Consider the following 17115-nt stretch of genomic DNA (forward strand, 5'->3'; position numbering starts at 1 on the left):
AAGCGGCTGACGGCCACACGCCGTTGCTGACATCAATCAAGGAGTAGCTGCATCGTGACCACCTTATCTGCCAAGACGCTGAACCTGATCCCCGGCCAACTGACCCTGGCGCAATTGCGCGCCATTCATCAGCAGCCGGTCAGCCTGACGCTGGACAGCAGCGCAGACCAGCAGATCGACGACAGCGTCGCCTGTGTCGAGCGCATTCTGGCCGAGAACCGCACCGCCTACGGCATCAACACCGGTTTCGGCTTGCTGGCCTCGACGCGAATCGCCAGCGAGGACCTGGAAAACCTGCAGCGTTCGCTGGTGCTGTCGCATGCAGCCGGTGTCGGTCAGCCGATCAGCGATGATCTGGTGCGCTTGATCATGGTGCTCAAGGTCAACAGCCTGAGCCGTGGCTTCTCGGGTATTCGTCGGGTGGTGATCGATGCGTTGATCGCGCTGATCAATGCCGAGGTCTATCCGCATATTCCGCTCAAGGGTTCGGTCGGCGCTTCGGGTGACCTGGCTCCACTGGCGCACATGTCGCTGGTGCTGTTGGGCGAAGGCAAGGCGCGTTACAAGAGCGAATGGCTGAATGCTGTCGATGCATTGGCTGTCGCGGGACTACAACCGCTCACCCTTGCCGCCAAGGAAGGACTGGCGCTGCTCAACGGTACGCAAGTGTCCACCGCCTACGCGCTGCGCGGCCTGTTCGAGGGCGAGGACCTGTTCGCCGCGGCCCTGACCTGTGGCTCGCTGACCGTCGAAGCGGTGCTTGGCTCACGCTCGCCGTTCGACGCACGCATTCATGCAGCACGCGGTCAGCGCGGGCAGATCGATGCCGCTGCCTGCTACCGCGATTTGCTCGGCGAAAGCAGTGGCGTGTCCGAATCGCACCGCAACTGCGACAAGGTTCAGGACCCCTACTCGCTGCGCTGCCAGCCGCAGGTCATGGGCGCGTGTCTGACCCAGTTGAGGCAGGCTGCCGAAGTGCTGGAAATCGAAGCCAATGCGGTGTCCGACAACCCGCTGGTGTTCGCCGCCGAGAACGACGTCATATCCGGTGGCAATTTTCACGCCGAGCCGGTCGCCATGGCCGCAGACAATCTGGCACTGGCCATTGCCGAGATCGGCTCGCTCAGCGAACGGCGTATTTCGCTGATGATGGACAAGCACATGTCGCAACTGCCGCCCTTCCTGGTCGCCAACGGAGGCGTCAATTCCGGCTTCATGATCGCGCAGGTCACGGCCGCCGCGCTGGCCAGTGAAAACAAGGCGCTGGCTCATCCGCACAGCGTCGACAGCCTGCCGACATCCGCCAATCAGGAAGACCATGTGTCGATGGCCCCGGCCGCTGGCAAGCGGTTATGGGAAATGGCAGAAAACGTTCGCGGGATTCTTGCCGTAGAATGGTTGGCTGCCTGCCAGGGTCTGGACTTGCGTGAGGGTCTGAAAACCTCTCCGAAGCTGGAGCAAGCCCGCAGCCTGTTGCGCAGCAAGGTCCCGTTCTATGAAAAGGACCGTTTTTTTGCACCGGACATCGAAGCTGCCAGTCAGCTGTTGTCCTCCACTTGCCTGAACCCGCTGGTTCCTGCACGTCTGCTACCGAGTTTGTGATGTACCGCGAGCCTGGCAGGGCTCGCTTTGGTCATTGCTGCGGGAAGCCGGTTGCAGGCGTTTTCGCGGCTTTTGCCATACCTGTATGTAATGAAATGGACCTGAAATGACGTCACAAGATGGTTTGAAACGCGGGTTATCCGCCCGCCATATCCGCTTCATGGCCCTGGGCTCTGCCATCGGCACAGGGTTGTTCTACGGCTCGGCCTCGGCGATTCAACAGGCCGGGCCTGCCGTATTGCTGGCGTACCTGATCGGCGGCGCGGCGGTGTACATGGTGATGCGCGCACTGGGCGAAATGGCCGTTCACGACCCGGTTTCCGGCTCCTTCAGCCATTACGCCACGCGCTACATGGGCCCGCTGGCCGGCTTCGTGCTCGGCTGGACCTACGCATTCGAAATGATCATTGTCTGCCTCGCCGACGTGACCGCATTCGGCATTTACATGGGCTTCTGGTTTCCGGAGGTGCCGCGCTGGATCTGGGTGCTGGGCATCGTGTTCCTGATCGGCGCGCTCAACCTGTGCAATGTGAAGGTCTTCGGCGAAACCGAATTCTGGCTGTCGATCCTCAAGGTCAGCGCCATCGTAGCCATGATCGTCGCAGGCTTCGGCATCATGATCTTTGGCATCGGCAGCGCGACCAGCGGCACCGAAATAGGCATCAGCAACCTGTGGGCACACGGCGGCTTCATGCCCAACGGCGTTACCGGCCTGATCGCTTCGTTTGCGGTGGTGATGTTTGCCTTCGGCGGCATCGAAATCATCGGCATCACTGCAGGCGAAGCCAAAGACCCGCAACGCAGCCTGCCACAGGCGATCAACGCCGTACCGCTGCGCATTCTGCTGTTCTATGTGCTGACACTGTTTGTGCTGATGTGCATTTACCCGTGGCCGCAGATCGGCACCCAAGGCAGCCCGTTCGTGCAGATTTTCGACAATCTGGGCATTGCGTCAGCGGCAACAATCCTCAATATCGTGGTCATCTCTGCTGCGGTGTCGGCCATCAACAGCGACATCTTCGGCGCCGGGCGCATGATGTATGGCCTGGCCCGTGACGGTCAGGCACCCGCCAGTTTTGCGCGCCTGTCACGGCATGGTGTGCCGTGGATGACCGTGCTGGTCATGGGCATCGCGTTGCTGGGCGGCGTGCTGCTCAACTACCTGATCCCCAAGGACGTGTTCCTGCTGATCGCCTCGCTGGCAACGTTTGCCACGGTCTGGGTCTGGCTGATGATTCTGCTCACCCAGGTTGCCATGCGCCGTTCGATGAACCGCGACGAGGCCACACAACTGAAATTCGCGGTGCCGTTCTGGCCTTACGGACCGGCCGCCGCCATCGTCTTCATGCTGTTCATCTTCGGAGTGCTGGGCTATTTCCCGGACAACCGTGCAGCCTTGATCGTCGGCGCAATCTGGATTGTGCTGCTGCTCATCGCCTACGGGGTGTGGGTCAAGCCAAAGGCGCTCAACAAACCCCACTGACCAAAGAGGCCCGGAATGAAAACGCTCTGGAAACACTGTCACATCGCAAGCATGGCGCACGGCAAATACTCGATCATCGAGGATGCCGCCATCGTGACCTCCGGAGCGCTCATCGAGTGGATCGGGCCTGAAACCGAGCTGGCCGAGCAGGAGCATGACAACTGCATCGATCTGGGCGGCGCATGGGTGACGCCCGGCCTGATCGACTGCCACACGCACACCGTGTTTGGCGGCAACCGCAGCGGTGAGTTCGAACAGCGTCTGCAGGGTGTGAGCTACGCCGAGATCGCCGCAGCAGGCGGCGGTATTGCAAGCACGGTGCGCGCTACTCGTGCGGCCAGTGAAGACGAGCTGTACGCCAGTGCCGAGCGGCGCTTGCGGCACTTGCTCAAGGACGGCGTGACTACCGTCGAGATGAAGTCAGGTTATGGGCTGGACCTGGAAAACGAGCGCAAGATCCTGCGGGTGATTCGTCGTCTGGGCAACACCCAGCCAGTCACCGTGCGTGCCACCTGTCTGGCCGCCCATGCGCTGCCACCGGAATACGCCGATCGCGCCGACGACTACATCAAGCACATCTGCAACGACATGCTCCCGGCGCTGGCAGCCGAAGGGCTGGTGGATGCGGTGGATGCTTTCTGTGAATACCTGGCGTTTTCACCTGCGCAGGTCGAGCAGGTATTCATCACCGCAGGGCAACTGGCACTGCCGGTCAAACTGCATGCCGAGCAGCTGTCGTCATTGGGTGGATCGAGCCTGGCCGCGCGCTACAAGGCGCTGTCGGCGGATCATCTGGAGTTCATGACCGAGGACGACGCCATCGCCATGGCGGCTGCCGGAACCGTCGCGGTGCTGCTGCCGGGGGCGTTTTACTTCCTGCGTGAAACGCAACTGCCGCCGATGGACGCGCTGCGCAAGCACGGCGTGCCGATTGCGATTTCCACAGACCTCAACCCTGGCACCTCGCCGGGCCTGTCATTGCGCCTGATGCTGAACATGGCCTGCACGCTGTTTCGCATGACGCCCGAAGAAGCACTGGCGGGGGTGACGTTCAATGCCGCCAGGGCGTTGGGCATGAGCGCGACCCACGGCTCGCTGGAGGTCGGCAAGGTGGCGGATTTCATCGCCTGGAACATTGAACGGCCGGCTGATCTGGCCTACTGGCTGGGCGGCGATCTGGACAAACGTATCGTGCGCCACGGCGTCGAATCATCGATCTGAAGGAGAGCCCTGTGGATAACGTTCTGACATTCAAACGTGGCCGCGTTCCGCTGCTGATCAGCATGCCGCATGCCGGTGTGAAACTGACCCCGGTGGTCGAAGCCGCGCTGGTGGACGACGCCCTGAGCCTGCCGGACACCGACTGGCATATCCCGCGCCTGTATGACTTTGCTGCTGAATTGGGTGCCAGCACCCTGGCCGCCGAATACTCGCGTTTTGTCATCGATCTTAATCGGCCCTCCGACGACAAACCGATGTACGCTGGCGCGACTACTGGCCTGTTCCCGTCGATTCTGTTCGATGGCGTGCCGCTGTTCAAAGATGGTCAGACGCCGAGTGCCGAAGAGCGGGCGCTGTATCTGCAGCAGATCTGGACGCCCTATCACCAGACGCTGGAACAGGAGCTGCAGCGCATGCGTGACGAGTTCGGCTATGCGCTGCTGTTCGACGCCCACTCGATTCGCGGGCACATTCCGCATTTGTTCGACGGCCGCCTGCCGGACTTCAACCTCGGCACCTTCAATGGTGTGAGCTGCGACCCGGAGCTGGCCAGCCGAATGGAGCAGGTCTGCGCTGCGGCCAAAGACTACAGCCATGTGTTGAACGGGCGCTTCAAGGGCGGCCACATCACCCGCCACTATGGTGACCCGGCCAACAACATCCATGCGGTGCAGCTGGAACTGGCGCAAAGCACCTACATGGAGGAGTTCGTGCCCTTCCACTACCGCCCGGACCTGGCCGAGCCGACGCGCGCGGTGCTGAAACCGTTGCTGGAAACCTTCATCGCCTGGGGAGAGGAGCGGTTCGGCTGACAACGTCGGACGCAGAGCGTCCAGAAAAGCGCTACCACGCGGAGCGTGGGAGCGATAGCCAATGCCTCTGTGGGAGTGAGCTTGCTCACGAAGACGGCCGATAGCAATACCGATTATCGTTCCCATGCTCCGCGTGGGAATGCCGTTCTGGACGCTCCGCGTCCGCCCTTCAACGCCCTCGACTGTTCACTTTTTGAGCAACCGCAGCCCGTTGAACACCACCAGCAAACTCACGCCCATGTCGGCAAACACAGCCATCCACATGGTCGCCATGCCCGCAAACGTGATGCCGATAAACAACACCTTGGTCGCGATTGCCAGAACGATGTTCTGCTTGAGCACTGCCGAGGTCCGACGGGACAAGCGAATGAACGTCGGTATCTTGCGCAGATCATCGTCCATCAGGGCGACATCTGCCGTCTCGATGGCGGTATCAGTACCCGCCGCCGCCATCGCAAAACCAATCTCGGCCCGAGCCAGCGCCGGCGCATCATTGATGCCGTCACCCACCATGCCCACACGATGGTTGCGAGCATAAAGTGCCTCAATGGCACTCAGCTTGTCGGCAGGCAACAAGTTGCCTTGCGCTTCGTCGATACCGACCTGGTCGGCAATCGCCTTGGCGGTGTGCGGATTGTCGCCAGTCAGCATGACCGTTTTGATGCCCAGCTCGTGCAACTGGGCGATGGCTTCACGGCTGGTTTCCTTGACAGTGTCAGCCACCGCAAACAGCGCGATAGGACCGGAGGTGTCCAGCAACAGCACCACGGTCTTGCCCTGCATTTCCAGAACATCGAGCTTCGCCTCCAGCTCCGGCGAACACAGACCCAGCTCTTCAACCAGCCGATGGTTGCCCAGGTGGTACATCTGGCCGTTGATTGCGCCCTTCACACCGCGTCCACCCAAGGCTTCAAACGCCGTGACCTCATGCAGCTTCAGGCTGCCGTCGGCCGCCTTGGCAATCGCCTGGGAAACCGGGTGATCGGAGCGACCCGCAAGACTCGCAGCAATAGCCGGCGCACTGTCGGCGACCGTCGGGTCCAGCGGTACGTAGTCGGTCTGCACCGGCTTGCCGTGGGTCAGCGTGCCGGTCTTGTCGAGGGCCAGGTAATCAAGCTTCTCGCCCATTTCCAGATAAACGCCGCCCTTGATCAGGATGCCTTTGCGCGCCGCTGCCGCCAGACCACTGACGATGGTCACCGGCGTAGAAATCACCAGCGCACAGGGGCAAGCGACGACCAACAACACCAACGCGCGGTAGACCCAGTCAAACCATTCGCCACCAAAAAACAGCGGTGCAATCAGCGCCACGCCCAAGGCGACAACGAACACCACCGGCGTATAGATGCGCGAGAAGCTGTCGACAAAACGCTGGGTCGGCGCGCGTGAACCCTGGGCCGCCTCAACCGCATGGATGATGCGCGCCAACGTCGAATTGTTCGCCGCAGCGGTTACACGGTATTCCAGCGATCCCGCCTGATTGATAGTGCCCGCGAAGACCTTGTCGCCGACAGTCTTCTCGACGGGCAGGCTTTCACCTGTGATCGACGCTTGATCGATGGTCGAGTTACCGGACACTACCTCACCGTCGAGCCCGACGCGCTCACCTGGCTTGATTCTGACAATAGCGCCAATTTCGACGTTTTTGGCTTCAATTTCCTGCCAACTGCCATCCGCCTGTTTAACGGTGGCCAGTTCCGGCGTTAACTGCATCAGCCCGCTGATTGCGTTGCGCGCACGGTCGAGGGACTTGGCTTCGATCAACTCGGCCACGGTGAACAGAAACATCACCATTGCCGCTTCAGGCCACTGCCCGATCAGAATTGCACCGGTCACCGCAATGCTCATCAGGGCATTGATATTCAGGTTGAAGTTCTTGAGCGCGATCCAGCCCTTCTTGTAGGTCGTCAGCCCACAACTGAAGATCGACACCAGTGCCAGCAGCGCAACGACCCAGGTAGGGCCGAGTGACGCCAGATGGACCACTTCAGCACCCAGCGCAGTAACGCCGGACAATGCCAGCGGCCACCAGTGTTTCTTCACCACTGGAGCCGGCTGGTCAGACGCTGCGCCCTCCTCGACCGGCTCGGCCTGCATGCCCAGCGAACTGATGGCGTCACGAATCGGGTCGGTAGACGGCAGATCGTGCCAGACGCCCAGCAGGCGATTGATCAGGTTGAACTCAAGCTTCTGCACCCCGGCAAGCTTGCCCAGCTTGTTCTGGATCAGCGTTTGCTCGGTCGGGCAATCCATGGCTTCGATACGAAAGCTGCTCAAGCGACTACCTGATGCAGGCGCATCGTTAAAGGTCACCACAGCAGGTTGTGCATCGCTGGAGCAGCACGCATGAGCATGCTCCACGGGCTTTTGCTCAGGCGTATGTGCGCCGTGATCATGGTCGTGATCATGGCCGTGTGCGGGGGAAGTCTTGACCGTCGTACCCATTCTTTGCGCTCCAGGATTCTGCTTGTTGCCAAGTGAACACCCTGTAGCCACTATAGGGTCAAGCACTCAAACGAGATGAGTCCAAATGAAAATCGGCGAACTGGCAAAACTGACTGACACACAGGTCGAAACCATCCGCTATTACGAGCGCGAAGGCCTGCTGCCCGCCCCTGCTCGCAGCGATGGCAACTACCGGCTGTACACTCAGGCACACATGGAGCGCCTGTCGTTTATCCGCAACTGCCGCAGCCTGGACATGACCCTGGAGGAAATCCGCAACCTGCTCAGCCTGCGCGACAGCCCGCAGGACCAGTGCGAAAGCGTCAATGCGCTGATCGACGAACACATCGAACACGTCAACGCCCGCGTCGCGAGCCTGCAAGCACTTCAGGAACAACTACTCGACCTGCGCCGCCGCTGCAGCGATGACGCGGCAGAGCACTGCGCGATACTTGAGAGGCTGGAGGTGACGGGCGCTGTTGCTGCGCCAGAGGGCGAGGCTTCACATGTGGGGAGGAGTCATGGGCATTGAGACAGGTTTGAAATCTCTGGTTCAGCGCTGCGCAGCTTGCACCACCGCCACAAGCTCAGTGATCGCCTTTACGAGCTGATCCTTGGCAGCTTTCTCTTTCGCTGCCTCTTCACCCGCCCGCCCAGAATCAGCGCGCTTGAACGCTTCGCGTACTTCCTCGCTGAAGACGCTGATCGAGACGATATTTTCCTGCCGAAAACCAATAGGCCTGAGCGGTGTGTCGCTTGGATAATCGGTGGTGTACACCACTCTGAGGGTGTCTTTATCCCGATAGCCACTGACGGTGGGAATGAGCAGAATCTCCTGATTCACACCCGTCACTTCGGTAGGGGCTCCGACATCCATGATGTAGCCGACGTAGACCTTTCGATCTGCCATCGTGATCATCACTTCATCCTTTTCGACAAATGCATCGAAAAGAGTCGAGCAGATAGGGCTGTGATCTACAGACTCGCCCAGCAGATAGGCCACAATTTCTTCTTTTTTACTGGCGCCCAGTTGCCACTTGAGAATCCTGACAGTAATAAAGGCCCCCAGACTTGGCATCGCCAAGGTCAGTAAACCTGAGAGGGCAAGGAACACACCCACTTGGCTAAAATTCCTGCCCGTGATGTCGAAGTCCTGTCCCAATTGACCTAAGGCAACCATGAAGTCGGTGTTCAAGGCAAAACAGACTGGCGATGCAGCGTTTGCCGTTTGCAGCCATTCGGGACACAACACACCCCAGTCATGCGAGAACAGTCCTGCAAGGACTGCGGTGACACACATGGCCGCTACAAAGCAGTAAATACCGTATCGCCCCACCTGCAAGTAAAGCATCTGGCCTTCATAGCGATGCAGCCTGCAGTAAACGGTGGGATCCTTCAGGCACACCAAAAAGCCGCTGACGAGTAGTGGCAGCAGAAGTAAAAAAGCCATTTATCAGGATTCGGCTTGCGGTGTGACCAGTTTTTTAGCCTTGTCGCGAGAGGAGCGAACCAAGGCTTCGATTTCTTTGGCGTCCATGGACATGCGGCCACCCCTTACCACCAGAGAGTCGATGCTCTTGATTGCCTGCATGAAGGCCTCGTCTTCAGCCTTCTTCGTATCGCTACGATGTCCAATCCGATTGAAAAACATAGTCGATTCCATTGAACAGGGTCAGGGGATTTACGCCAAAACTATAGCACAACGCTCAATTCGCTCTCTTACGCACTCAAACCGCCATCGGCGCCGTCATTGCCGGGTGATGCTGGTAGCCTTCCAGTGAAAAGTCCGAAGGCTCGATCAGTTCCAGCCATTCAGGCTGATAAACGCCGGTCTTGGCAAACTCGGGCACGCGCTCGGAGATCACCAGTTTTGGCATCGGGTACGGCTCGCGGGTCATTTGCTCGTTGAGCATGTCCAGGTGGTTCTCGTACACATGGGCATCGCCGATGAAGTAGGTGAACCAGCGCGGCGTGTAGCCGGTCAGGCGGCCGATGAGGCTGAGCAGCGCGGCGCCTTCGGTCAGGTTGAACGGCGTGCCGAGACCGAGGTCGTTGGAGCGGATGTACAGCGTCAGCGAGATTTCGCGGGTCTGCGGGTTCGGGTGCAGTTGGTACAGCAGGTGGCACGGCGGCAGGGCCATTTCATCGAGCTGTGCGCAGTTCCAGCCGTGGAACAGGATCCGGCGGCTGCCTGGGTCATTGATGATGGTGTCGACGCATTGACGAATCTGGTCGATGGCCTTGTACAGCACTACGAACGACTGGCCGTCCTCTTCCGATTCGGCAATCTGGCGATAACCCTGGCCAAGCGCCAACTCGATGGCTGCGACATTACCAGCATCGATACGCTTGTAGGCAGGCCACTTGCGCCACTGCACGCCATAGATTTCGCCAAGGTCATCCTCGCCCTTGCGGAATGGGTTGTTCAGCCACTGGGCGTTTTCGTTGGCGTTCTGGTCCCAGACCTTGCAACCCAATTCGCGGAATTCGGCAGCATTGTTCACGCCACGCAGGAAGCCGACCATTTCGCCGATGGCGGATTTGAATGCCATGCGCCGTGTGGTGATGGCCGGAAAACCTTCCTGCAAGTCATAACGCAGCATCGCACCCGGAAAGCTGATGGTGTTCACGCCGGTACGGTTGGCTTGCAAGGTGCCGTGCTTGATCACGTGCGCGACCAGTTCCAGATATTGCTTCATAAATCACCTGCCTTGTTGAACGCGCCGGGTGCTGACACCCGGCGTTTCGGTATTAAGCCGCTGCCTTGCTGGCAGACGGTTCGCGCTTGTAGGCCAGCCAGATCAGGAACAGACCGGCAATGATCATCGGCAGACTGAGGATCTGGCCCATGGTCACCCAGCCCCACGCCAGGTAGCCCAACTGGGCGTCAGGGACGCGGACGAACTCGACCACAAAGCGGAAGATGCCGTAGAACAGCGCGAACATGCCGGAAACGGCCATGGTCGGGCGCGGCTTGCGGGCGTACAGATTGAGGATGATGAACAGTGCCACGCCTTCCAGTGCGAACTGATACAGCTGCGAAGGATGACGCGCCAGTTGCGCAGGGTCGCTGAACGGCGGGAAAACCATGGCCCACGGCACGTCGGTCGGCTTGCCCCACAGCTCGGCATTGATGAAGTTGCCGATACGCCCGGCACCCAGGCCGATAGGCACCAGCGGGGCGACGAAGTCCATCAGCTGGAAGAAGCTCTTGCCGTTGCGTTTGCCAAACCACCAAGCCGCGATCATCACGCCGACAAAGCCGCCATGGAACGCCATGCCGCCCTTCCAGACCTCGAATATCAATAGAGGATTGGCGATGTAGGCCGACAGGTCGTAGAACAGCACATAGCCCAGCCGCCCGCCGACGATCACGCCCATAGCCAGCCAGAAAATCAGGTCGGAGAGTTTTTCCTTGGTCCAGGTCGGGTCGAATTTGTTGAGACGACGCGACGCGAGCAGCCAGGCGCCACCGATGCCGACCAGGTACATCAACCCGTACCAGTGAATTTGCAGCGGGCCGATAGCGACGGCTACCGGGTCAATCTGCGGGTAAGGCAGCATTGCGACTCCTCAATTGGAACGCCCTTGCGAGCGATTGAATCAGGCGCGCATGTTACCGGAGCCCGGCAGGATGCTCTAGCGGCTACCGATGGAAGCCAGCTGAACGAAGTGAAAAAAGGTGCACCTGATGTGTCTGGCGGTGACGAAGCGGGGTTATCGCTCCCAAGCTCCGCGTGGTAGCGCCTTTCTGGACGCTCTGCGTCCTATCCTGAACAGGCGGAGCGGCGCAGATTTGTGACGCGGAGCGTCACCCACGGCATTCCTACGCTGGAGCGTGAGGAACGATCACCTCACTATCGTGCGGCGCTCTGCGTCGCATGCAGTTCTGGACGCTCTGCGTCCGATCTTGAGCGGGCGGTGCGGCGCATATCTGTGACGCGGAGCGTCACCCACGGCATTCCCACGCTGGAGCGTGCGGAACGATATCCTCAACTATCGTGCGACGCTCTGCGTCGCATGCAGTTCTGGACGCTCTGCGTCCGATCTTGAGCGGGCGGTGCGGCGCAGATTTGTGACGCGGAGCGTCACCCACGGCATTCCTACGCTGGAGCGTGAGGAACGATCACCTCGACTATCGTGCGGCGCTCTGCGTCGCATGCAGTTCTGGACGCTCTGCGTCCGATCTTGAGCGGGCGGCGTGGCGCAGATTTGTGACGCGGAGAGTCACGCAAGGCATTCCTACGCTGGAGCGTGAGGAACGATCACCTCACTATCGTGCGGCGCTCTGCGTCGCATGCAGTTCTGGACGCTCTGCGTCCGATCTTGAGCGGGCGGCGCGGCGCAGATTTGTGACGCGGAGCGTCACCCACGGCATTCCCACGCTGGAGCGTGCGGAACGATAATCTCGACTATCGTGCGGCGTTCTGCGTCGCATGCAGTTATGGACGCTCTGCGTCCGATCTTGAGCGGGCGGCGCGGCGCAGATTTGTGACGCGGAGCGTCACCCACGGCATTCCTACGCTGGAGCGTGAGGAACGATCACCTCACTATCGTGCGGCGCTCTGCGTCGCATGCAGTTCTGGACGCTCTGCGTCCGATCTTGAGCGGGCGGCGCGGCGCAGATTTGTGACGCGGAGCGTCACCCACGGCATTCCTACGCTGGAGCGTGAGGAACGATCACCTCACTATCGTGCGGCGCTCTGCGTCGCATGCAGTTCTGGACGCTCTGCGTCCGATCTTGAGCGGGCGGTGCGGCGCAGATTCGTGACGCGGAGCGTCACCCACGGCATTCCTACGCTGGAGCGTGAGGAACGATCACCTCACTATCGTGCGGCGCTCTGCGTCGCATGCAGTTCTGGACGCTCTGCGTCCGATCTTGAGCAGGCGGTGCGGCGCAGATTCGTGACGCGGAGCGTCACCCACGGCATTCCTACGCTGGAGCGTGAGGAACGATCACCTCACTATCGTGCGGCGCTCTGCGTCGCATGCAGTTCTGGACGCTCTGCGTCCGATCTTGAGCGGGCGGTGCGGCGCAGATTTGTGACGCGGAGCGTCACCCACGGCATTCCTACGCTGGAGCGTGAGGAACGATCACCTCACTATCGTGCGGCGCTCTGCGTCGCATGCAGTTCTGGACGCTCTGCGTCCGATCTTGAGCGGGCGGTGCGGCGCAGATTTGTGACGCGGAGCGTCACCCACGGCATTCCTACGCTGGAGCGTGAGGAACGATAGTTCTGTAACTATCGTGGCGCTTAGTGCCCTTTGACCGAGCTGGGGTTGATCATCCGCGACAGGCCGAGGTTTTTCAGCGCCAGTTGCAGGGAGCTGCTGATGACTTGCGGGTTGTCGTTGGTCATCAACTGCGCAAGCAGCTCCTTGGCCTTGCTGAGGTTGATCTGACGCAGCATCCACTTCACTTTCGGCAGGTTGGTGGCGTTCATCGACAAGCTGTCAAAGCCCATCGCCATCAGCAGCACAGCTGCAGCCGGGTCGCCGGCCATTTCGCCGCAGATGCTCACCGGCTTGCCCTCGGCATGTGCATCACGCACCACGCTTTGCAGGGCCTGAAGCACGGCCGGGTGCAGGTAATCATAAAGATCGGCCACACGCGGGTTGTTGCGGTCGACCGCCAGCAGGTATTGGGTCAGGTCGTTGGAGCCTACCGAGAGGAAGTCCACCTGACGCGCCAGATCGCGGGTCTGGTAGACCGCCGCAGGCACTTCGATCATCACGCCAACAGGCGGCATCGGCACGTCGGTGCCTTCGTCGCGCACCTCGCCCCACGCCCGGTGGATCAGGTGCAGCGCTTCTTCCACTTCGTGGGTGCTGGAGATCATCGGCAACAGAATGCGCAGGTTGTTCAGGCCCTCGCTGGCTTTGAGCATGGCGCGGGTCTGGACCAGGAAGATTTCCGGGTGATCTAGGGTGACGCGAATACCGCGCCAGCCGAGGAACGGGTTGTCTTCCTTGATCGGGAAGTAGGACAGCGACTTGTCGCCACCGATGTCCAGGCTGCGCATGGTAACTGGCAGTGGATGGAAGGCGGCCAGTTGCTCGCGGTAGATCGCCAGCTGTTCCTTTTCACTCGGAAAACGCTGGTTGATCATGAATGGCACTTCGGTACGGTACAGCCCCACCCCTTCGGCACCGCGCTGCTGGGCGCGAGCGACATCAGCCAGCAGGCCGGTATTGACCCACAGCGGCATGCGATGGCCGTCCAGGGTCACGCAAGGCAGTTCACGCAGGGCATCCAGGCCCTGGGAAAGCTGGCGCTCCTCCTCGACCACCTTGCCGAACTGCTTGCGCATGATTTCGCTGGGGTTGGTGAAGACTTCGCCGTGATAACCGTCGACCACCAGATCGATGCCGTCGACCTTGGAGTAAGGGAAGTCCACCAGCCCCATGACCGTGGGAATGCCCATGGCCCGCGCCAGGATCGCAACGTGGGAGTTGCCGGAACCCTGAACCGATACAAGGCCGACCAGCTTGCCTTCCGGCACCTCGCCCAGCATGGCCGGGGTCAATTCTTCACTGACCAGAATCGTGTTGTCGGGGTAGACCAACGCCTGCTGCCGCGCTTCCTGTAGGTAAGCCAGCAGGCGACGGCCCAGGTCCTTGACGTCCGAGGCTCGCTCGCGCAAGTAGGCATCGTCCATCAGTTCGAAGCGTTTGACGTGCTCGCTGACCACCGAGCGCAAGGCACCCTGCGCCCACTGGCCAGTCTTGATGACATCGGTCACTTCGCTGCCCAGCGAGGCGTCATCGAGCATCATCAGATAAACATCGAACAGCGCGCGCTCTTCGGGGCGCAGCTGGGTGGCGAGCTTGGCTGACAGGGTGCGCATGTCATTGCGCACGCCTTCCAGAGCGTTCTGGAACAACGCCAGCTCGGCGGCGATGTCAGTGACGGTCTTGTCCGGCACCACCTCCAGATCGGCAGGCGGCAGCATGACCACCGCGACACCGACCGCAGCACCCGGCGAACCGGCCACACCGACAAACTTGGCTTCCTGAATGCCCTTGCCCTGGCGACCCAGACCGCGGATCGAGCCGGTGGCTTCGGCATGCGCGATAACGCCCGCCAGTTGCGCGCTCATGGTCACCAGGAAGGCTTCTTCGCCCTCGTCGAACTGACGACGCTCCTTTTGCTGGATCACCAACACCCCCACCACGCGACGGTGGTGGATGATCGGCGCGCCCAGGAACGAGGCGTAACGCTCTTCACCGGTCTCGGCAAAATAGCGATAACGAGGGTGATCTGCGGCGTTTTCGAGGTTCAGCGGTTCTTCACGCGTGCCGACCAGACCGACAAGACCTTCATTCGGCGCCATGCTGACTTTGCCGATGGAGCGCTTGTTGAGGCCTTCGGAGGCCATCAGCACAAAGCGGTTGACCTCGGCATCGAGCAGATAGACCGAGCAGACCTGGCTGCCCATGGCCTCCTTGACGCGTAACACAATAATGCCCAACGCCGCCTTGAGATCCTTGGCGGAGTTAACTTCCTGGACGATCTTGCGCAGCGTATTGAGCATGGCTCGGGGTCGAACTCCGTGTCAGTCGCGCGATAACAGGCGCGGGGCAAGCTCTTTGAGTGCGCGTCGATACACCTCGCGCTTGAATGTCACCACCTGGCCTAACGGGTACCAATAACTGACCCAGCGCCAGCCATCGAACTCCGGTTTACCGGTCAAATCCATCCGCACCCGCTGCTCGTTGGAGATCAGGCGCAGGAGAAACCATTTTTGCTTCTGGCCGATACACAGCGGCTGGCTGTGCGTACGAACCAGGCGTTGCGGCAGACGATAGCGCAACCAGCCCCGAGTGCAGGCAAGTATTTGCACATCATGTCGTTCCAGCCCGACTTCTTCATTCAATTCACGATAAAGCGCGTCTTCCGGCGTCTCCTGCGGGTTGATTCCACCCTGAGGAAACTGCCAGGCATCCTGGTTAATACGCCGAGCCCATAGGACCTGACCAGCATCGTTTGTCAGAATAATCCCGACATTAGGACGGAAACCATCGGGGTCGATCACGGCAACAACCTCGCAAACGCATGTCGCCGCATTGTTCCACAAAGGCGATCAAACCAGCAACGAGGCTTATCACCTTATGTGAAGACTTGTGAAAACCTCGTATTCTGGGACTCTTTTTTCAACTATTTCAGCGAGTAACCCTATGCGTCTGGCTTTATTCGACCTCGACAACACGCTTCTGGGCGGCGACAGCGACCATGCCTGGGGCGATTATCTGTGCCGACGCGGGATCCTCGATGCCGCAACCTACAAGACCCGCAACGATGAGTTCTATCAGGATTACCTGGCCGGCACGCTGAACATGACCGACTACCTGAATTTTACCCTGGAGATTCTGGGCAACACTGATATGGCGCAACTGGAAGAATGGCACCGCGACTTCATGCGCGACTGCATCGAGCCGATCATGCTGCCCAAGGCGCTGGAATTGATCGCCAAACACCGCGACGCAGGCGACAAGCTGGTGGTCATCACCGCTACCAATCGCTTTGTGACCGCACCGATTGTGGCGCGGCTGGGCATCGATACACTGCTGGCAACTGAATGCGAGATGGTTGATGGACGTTACACAGGCCGTACTACGGGCGTTCCGTGCTTCCGTGAGGGCAAGGTGACACGCCTCGATCAGTGGCTGGAAGATAACGCGTTCAGCCTCAAGGACAGCTATTTCTACAGCGACTCGATGAACGACCTGCCGCTGCTGGAGCAAGTGGCCAACCCGGTTGCGGTAGATCCGGACGATAAATTGCGCGCCGAAGCCGAACAGCGCGGCTGGCCGGTTATCACCCTGCGTAACTGAGTGCCGGCACTGCTCAGGCCGGTTTGAAGCCCATCAGACCGGCCATCGCCACAAAGCACACGACGCTGATCACAGTCAGCGCCAGGGTAAAACCTCGCTTGCCGCCCCTGGCACCGAGGCGCAACCGGTTGAGCCTTACCACCAGCCACACCCAACTGCACAGCCCCAGGGTGTAAAGCACGCTGCTGCCCAGCACCCAGGTCTGGCCCAGTGACAACCCTTTCAGATGCACCAGCCACCAGCCGCTGAATGGCAGTGTCGCCAGGCACACGCCCATAAGGACCCAGAAAAACAGCAAAGGCCGCTTGAGCAGGCGATTCTGAATGGTCGTGTCGCCTTCAAGACGCACCTTGACCACCCCGCTGGCCAACACCAGCGCGCTGATCAACAACAGCGCAATGGCGACGATGTGCAAGGTATTGAGGGTGGTGATGGGTTCCATGACGCGGTGTTCCTCTGGAATCGGGCTTGGGTGAGTTTAGCAGCGCGGACACAAGGGCCGCGCCTTAAGAGCTAGCGTGGGCATGCCGATCTGGACGCTCCGCGTCCTCTTGCGACGCCGAGCGTCGTAAGCTGCATACCCACGCTGGAGCGTGAGGAACGAGGGTCGTCAGGGATAACGTTACCGCTATCGTGCGACGCTCTGCGTCGCATGCCGTTCGGGACGCTCTGCGTCCTCTAGTGACGCAGAGCGTGAGGAACGGGAGTATCTAAGTC

14 protein-coding genes are annotated in these 17115 nt (G+C 60.3%); 6 read left to right on the forward strand and 8 right to left on the reverse strand.

Annotated features, from left to right (window positions below):
* Positions 1-54 precede the first annotated feature (54 nt).
* From hutH to hutG, 4 genes are all read left to right on the forward strand, one after another.
* The gene (hutH, locus tag KP808_RS24070) at positions 55-1602 is read left to right on the forward strand and encodes a histidine ammonia-lyase (protein ID WP_058401827.1); all 1548 of its coding nucleotides are present in this window, start codon (positions 55-57) and stop codon (positions 1600-1602) included.
* Positions 1603-1708: 106 nt separating this feature from the next.
* Entirely contained in the window at positions 1709-3085 is a 1377-nt protein-coding gene (locus KP808_RS24075) for an amino acid permease (protein WP_230017065.1), read from the forward strand.
* 15 nt (positions 3086-3100) lie between these two features.
* Entirely contained in the window at positions 3101-4306 is a 1206-nt protein-coding gene (gene hutI, locus KP808_RS24080; protein WP_230017066.1) for an imidazolonepropionase, read from the forward strand.
* Between the two features lie 11 nt (positions 4307-4317).
* Complete coding sequence (hutG, locus tag KP808_RS24085) at positions 4318-5118, forward strand: N-formylglutamate deformylase (RefSeq protein WP_230017067.1); 801 nt, start codon at positions 4318-4320, stop codon at positions 5116-5118.
* Between the two features lie 186 nt (positions 5119-5304).
* Here hutG and KP808_RS24090 read toward each other — a convergent pair whose 3' ends face one another.
* Positions 5305-7563 (reverse strand): heavy metal translocating P-type ATPase, encoded by a 2259-nt coding sequence (locus KP808_RS24090; protein ID WP_230017068.1) that lies wholly within the window; start codon positions 7561-7563, stop codon positions 5305-5307.
* Between the two features lie 85 nt (positions 7564-7648).
* Here KP808_RS24090 and cadR point away from each other — a divergent pair, with 85 nt between their 5' ends.
* Complete coding sequence (gene cadR, locus KP808_RS24095; RefSeq protein WP_230017069.1) at positions 7649-8095, forward strand: Cd(II)/Pb(II)-responsive transcriptional regulator; 447 nt, start codon at positions 7649-7651, stop codon at positions 8093-8095.
* A gap of 21 nt (positions 8096-8116) precedes the next feature.
* On the opposite strand, the gene KP808_RS24100 is transcribed toward cadR, so the two are convergent.
* The 6 genes from KP808_RS24100 to KP808_RS24125 all read right to left on the reverse strand — a co-directional run bounded on the left by KP808_RS24100 (position 8117) and on the right by KP808_RS24125 (position 15599).
* A complete protein-coding gene (locus tag KP808_RS24100) occupies positions 8117-9013 on the reverse strand; it encodes a hypothetical protein (protein ID WP_230017070.1) in 897 nt (298 codons plus the stop codon).
* A gap of 3 nt (positions 9014-9016) precedes the next feature.
* On the reverse strand, positions 9017-9214 hold the full coding sequence (locus KP808_RS24105; protein WP_004654998.1) for a hypothetical protein: 198 nt from the start codon (positions 9212-9214) through the stop codon (positions 9017-9019).
* A gap of 76 nt (positions 9215-9290) precedes the next feature.
* On the reverse strand, positions 9291-10262 hold the full coding sequence (locus tag KP808_RS24110) for a thymidylate synthase (protein ID WP_010434504.1): 972 nt from the start codon (positions 10260-10262) through the stop codon (positions 9291-9293).
* Positions 10263-10314: 52 nt separating this feature from the next.
* Complete coding sequence (gene lgt, locus KP808_RS24115; RefSeq protein ID WP_003432384.1) at positions 10315-11127, reverse strand: prolipoprotein diacylglyceryl transferase; 813 nt, start codon at positions 11125-11127, stop codon at positions 10315-10317.
* A gap of 1691 nt (positions 11128-12818) precedes the next feature.
* Complete coding sequence (gene ptsP / locus KP808_RS24120) at positions 12819-15098, reverse strand: phosphoenolpyruvate--protein phosphotransferase (protein ID WP_002555744.1); 2280 nt, start codon at positions 15096-15098, stop codon at positions 12819-12821.
* Positions 15099-15119: 21 nt separating this feature from the next.
* Positions 15120-15599, reverse strand: a complete 480-nt coding sequence (locus KP808_RS24125; RefSeq protein WP_002555745.1) for an RNA pyrophosphohydrolase — start codon at positions 15597-15599, stop codon at positions 15120-15122.
* Between the two features lie 142 nt (positions 15600-15741).
* Between KP808_RS24125 and KP808_RS24130 the strand changes: the two genes are divergently transcribed.
* On the forward strand, positions 15742-16398 hold the full coding sequence (locus KP808_RS24130; protein WP_058402566.1) for a histidinol-phosphatase: 657 nt from the start codon (positions 15742-15744) through the stop codon (positions 16396-16398).
* A gap of 13 nt (positions 16399-16411) precedes the next feature.
* Here the strand turns inward: KP808_RS24130 and KP808_RS24135 are convergent, their stop codons facing one another.
* Positions 16412-16840 carry a DUF2269 family protein gene (locus tag KP808_RS24135; RefSeq protein WP_058402565.1) on the reverse strand — a complete coding sequence of 143 codons (429 nt, stop codon included), beginning with the start codon at positions 16838-16840 and terminating at the stop codon, positions 16412-16414.
* Between the last annotated feature and the right edge of the window lie 275 nt (positions 16841-17115).

Source organism: Pseudomonas savastanoi (assembly GCF_020917325.1).
GTDB classification, from domain to species: Bacteria; Pseudomonadota; Gammaproteobacteria; order Pseudomonadales; family Pseudomonadaceae; genus Aquipseudomonas; species Aquipseudomonas amygdali.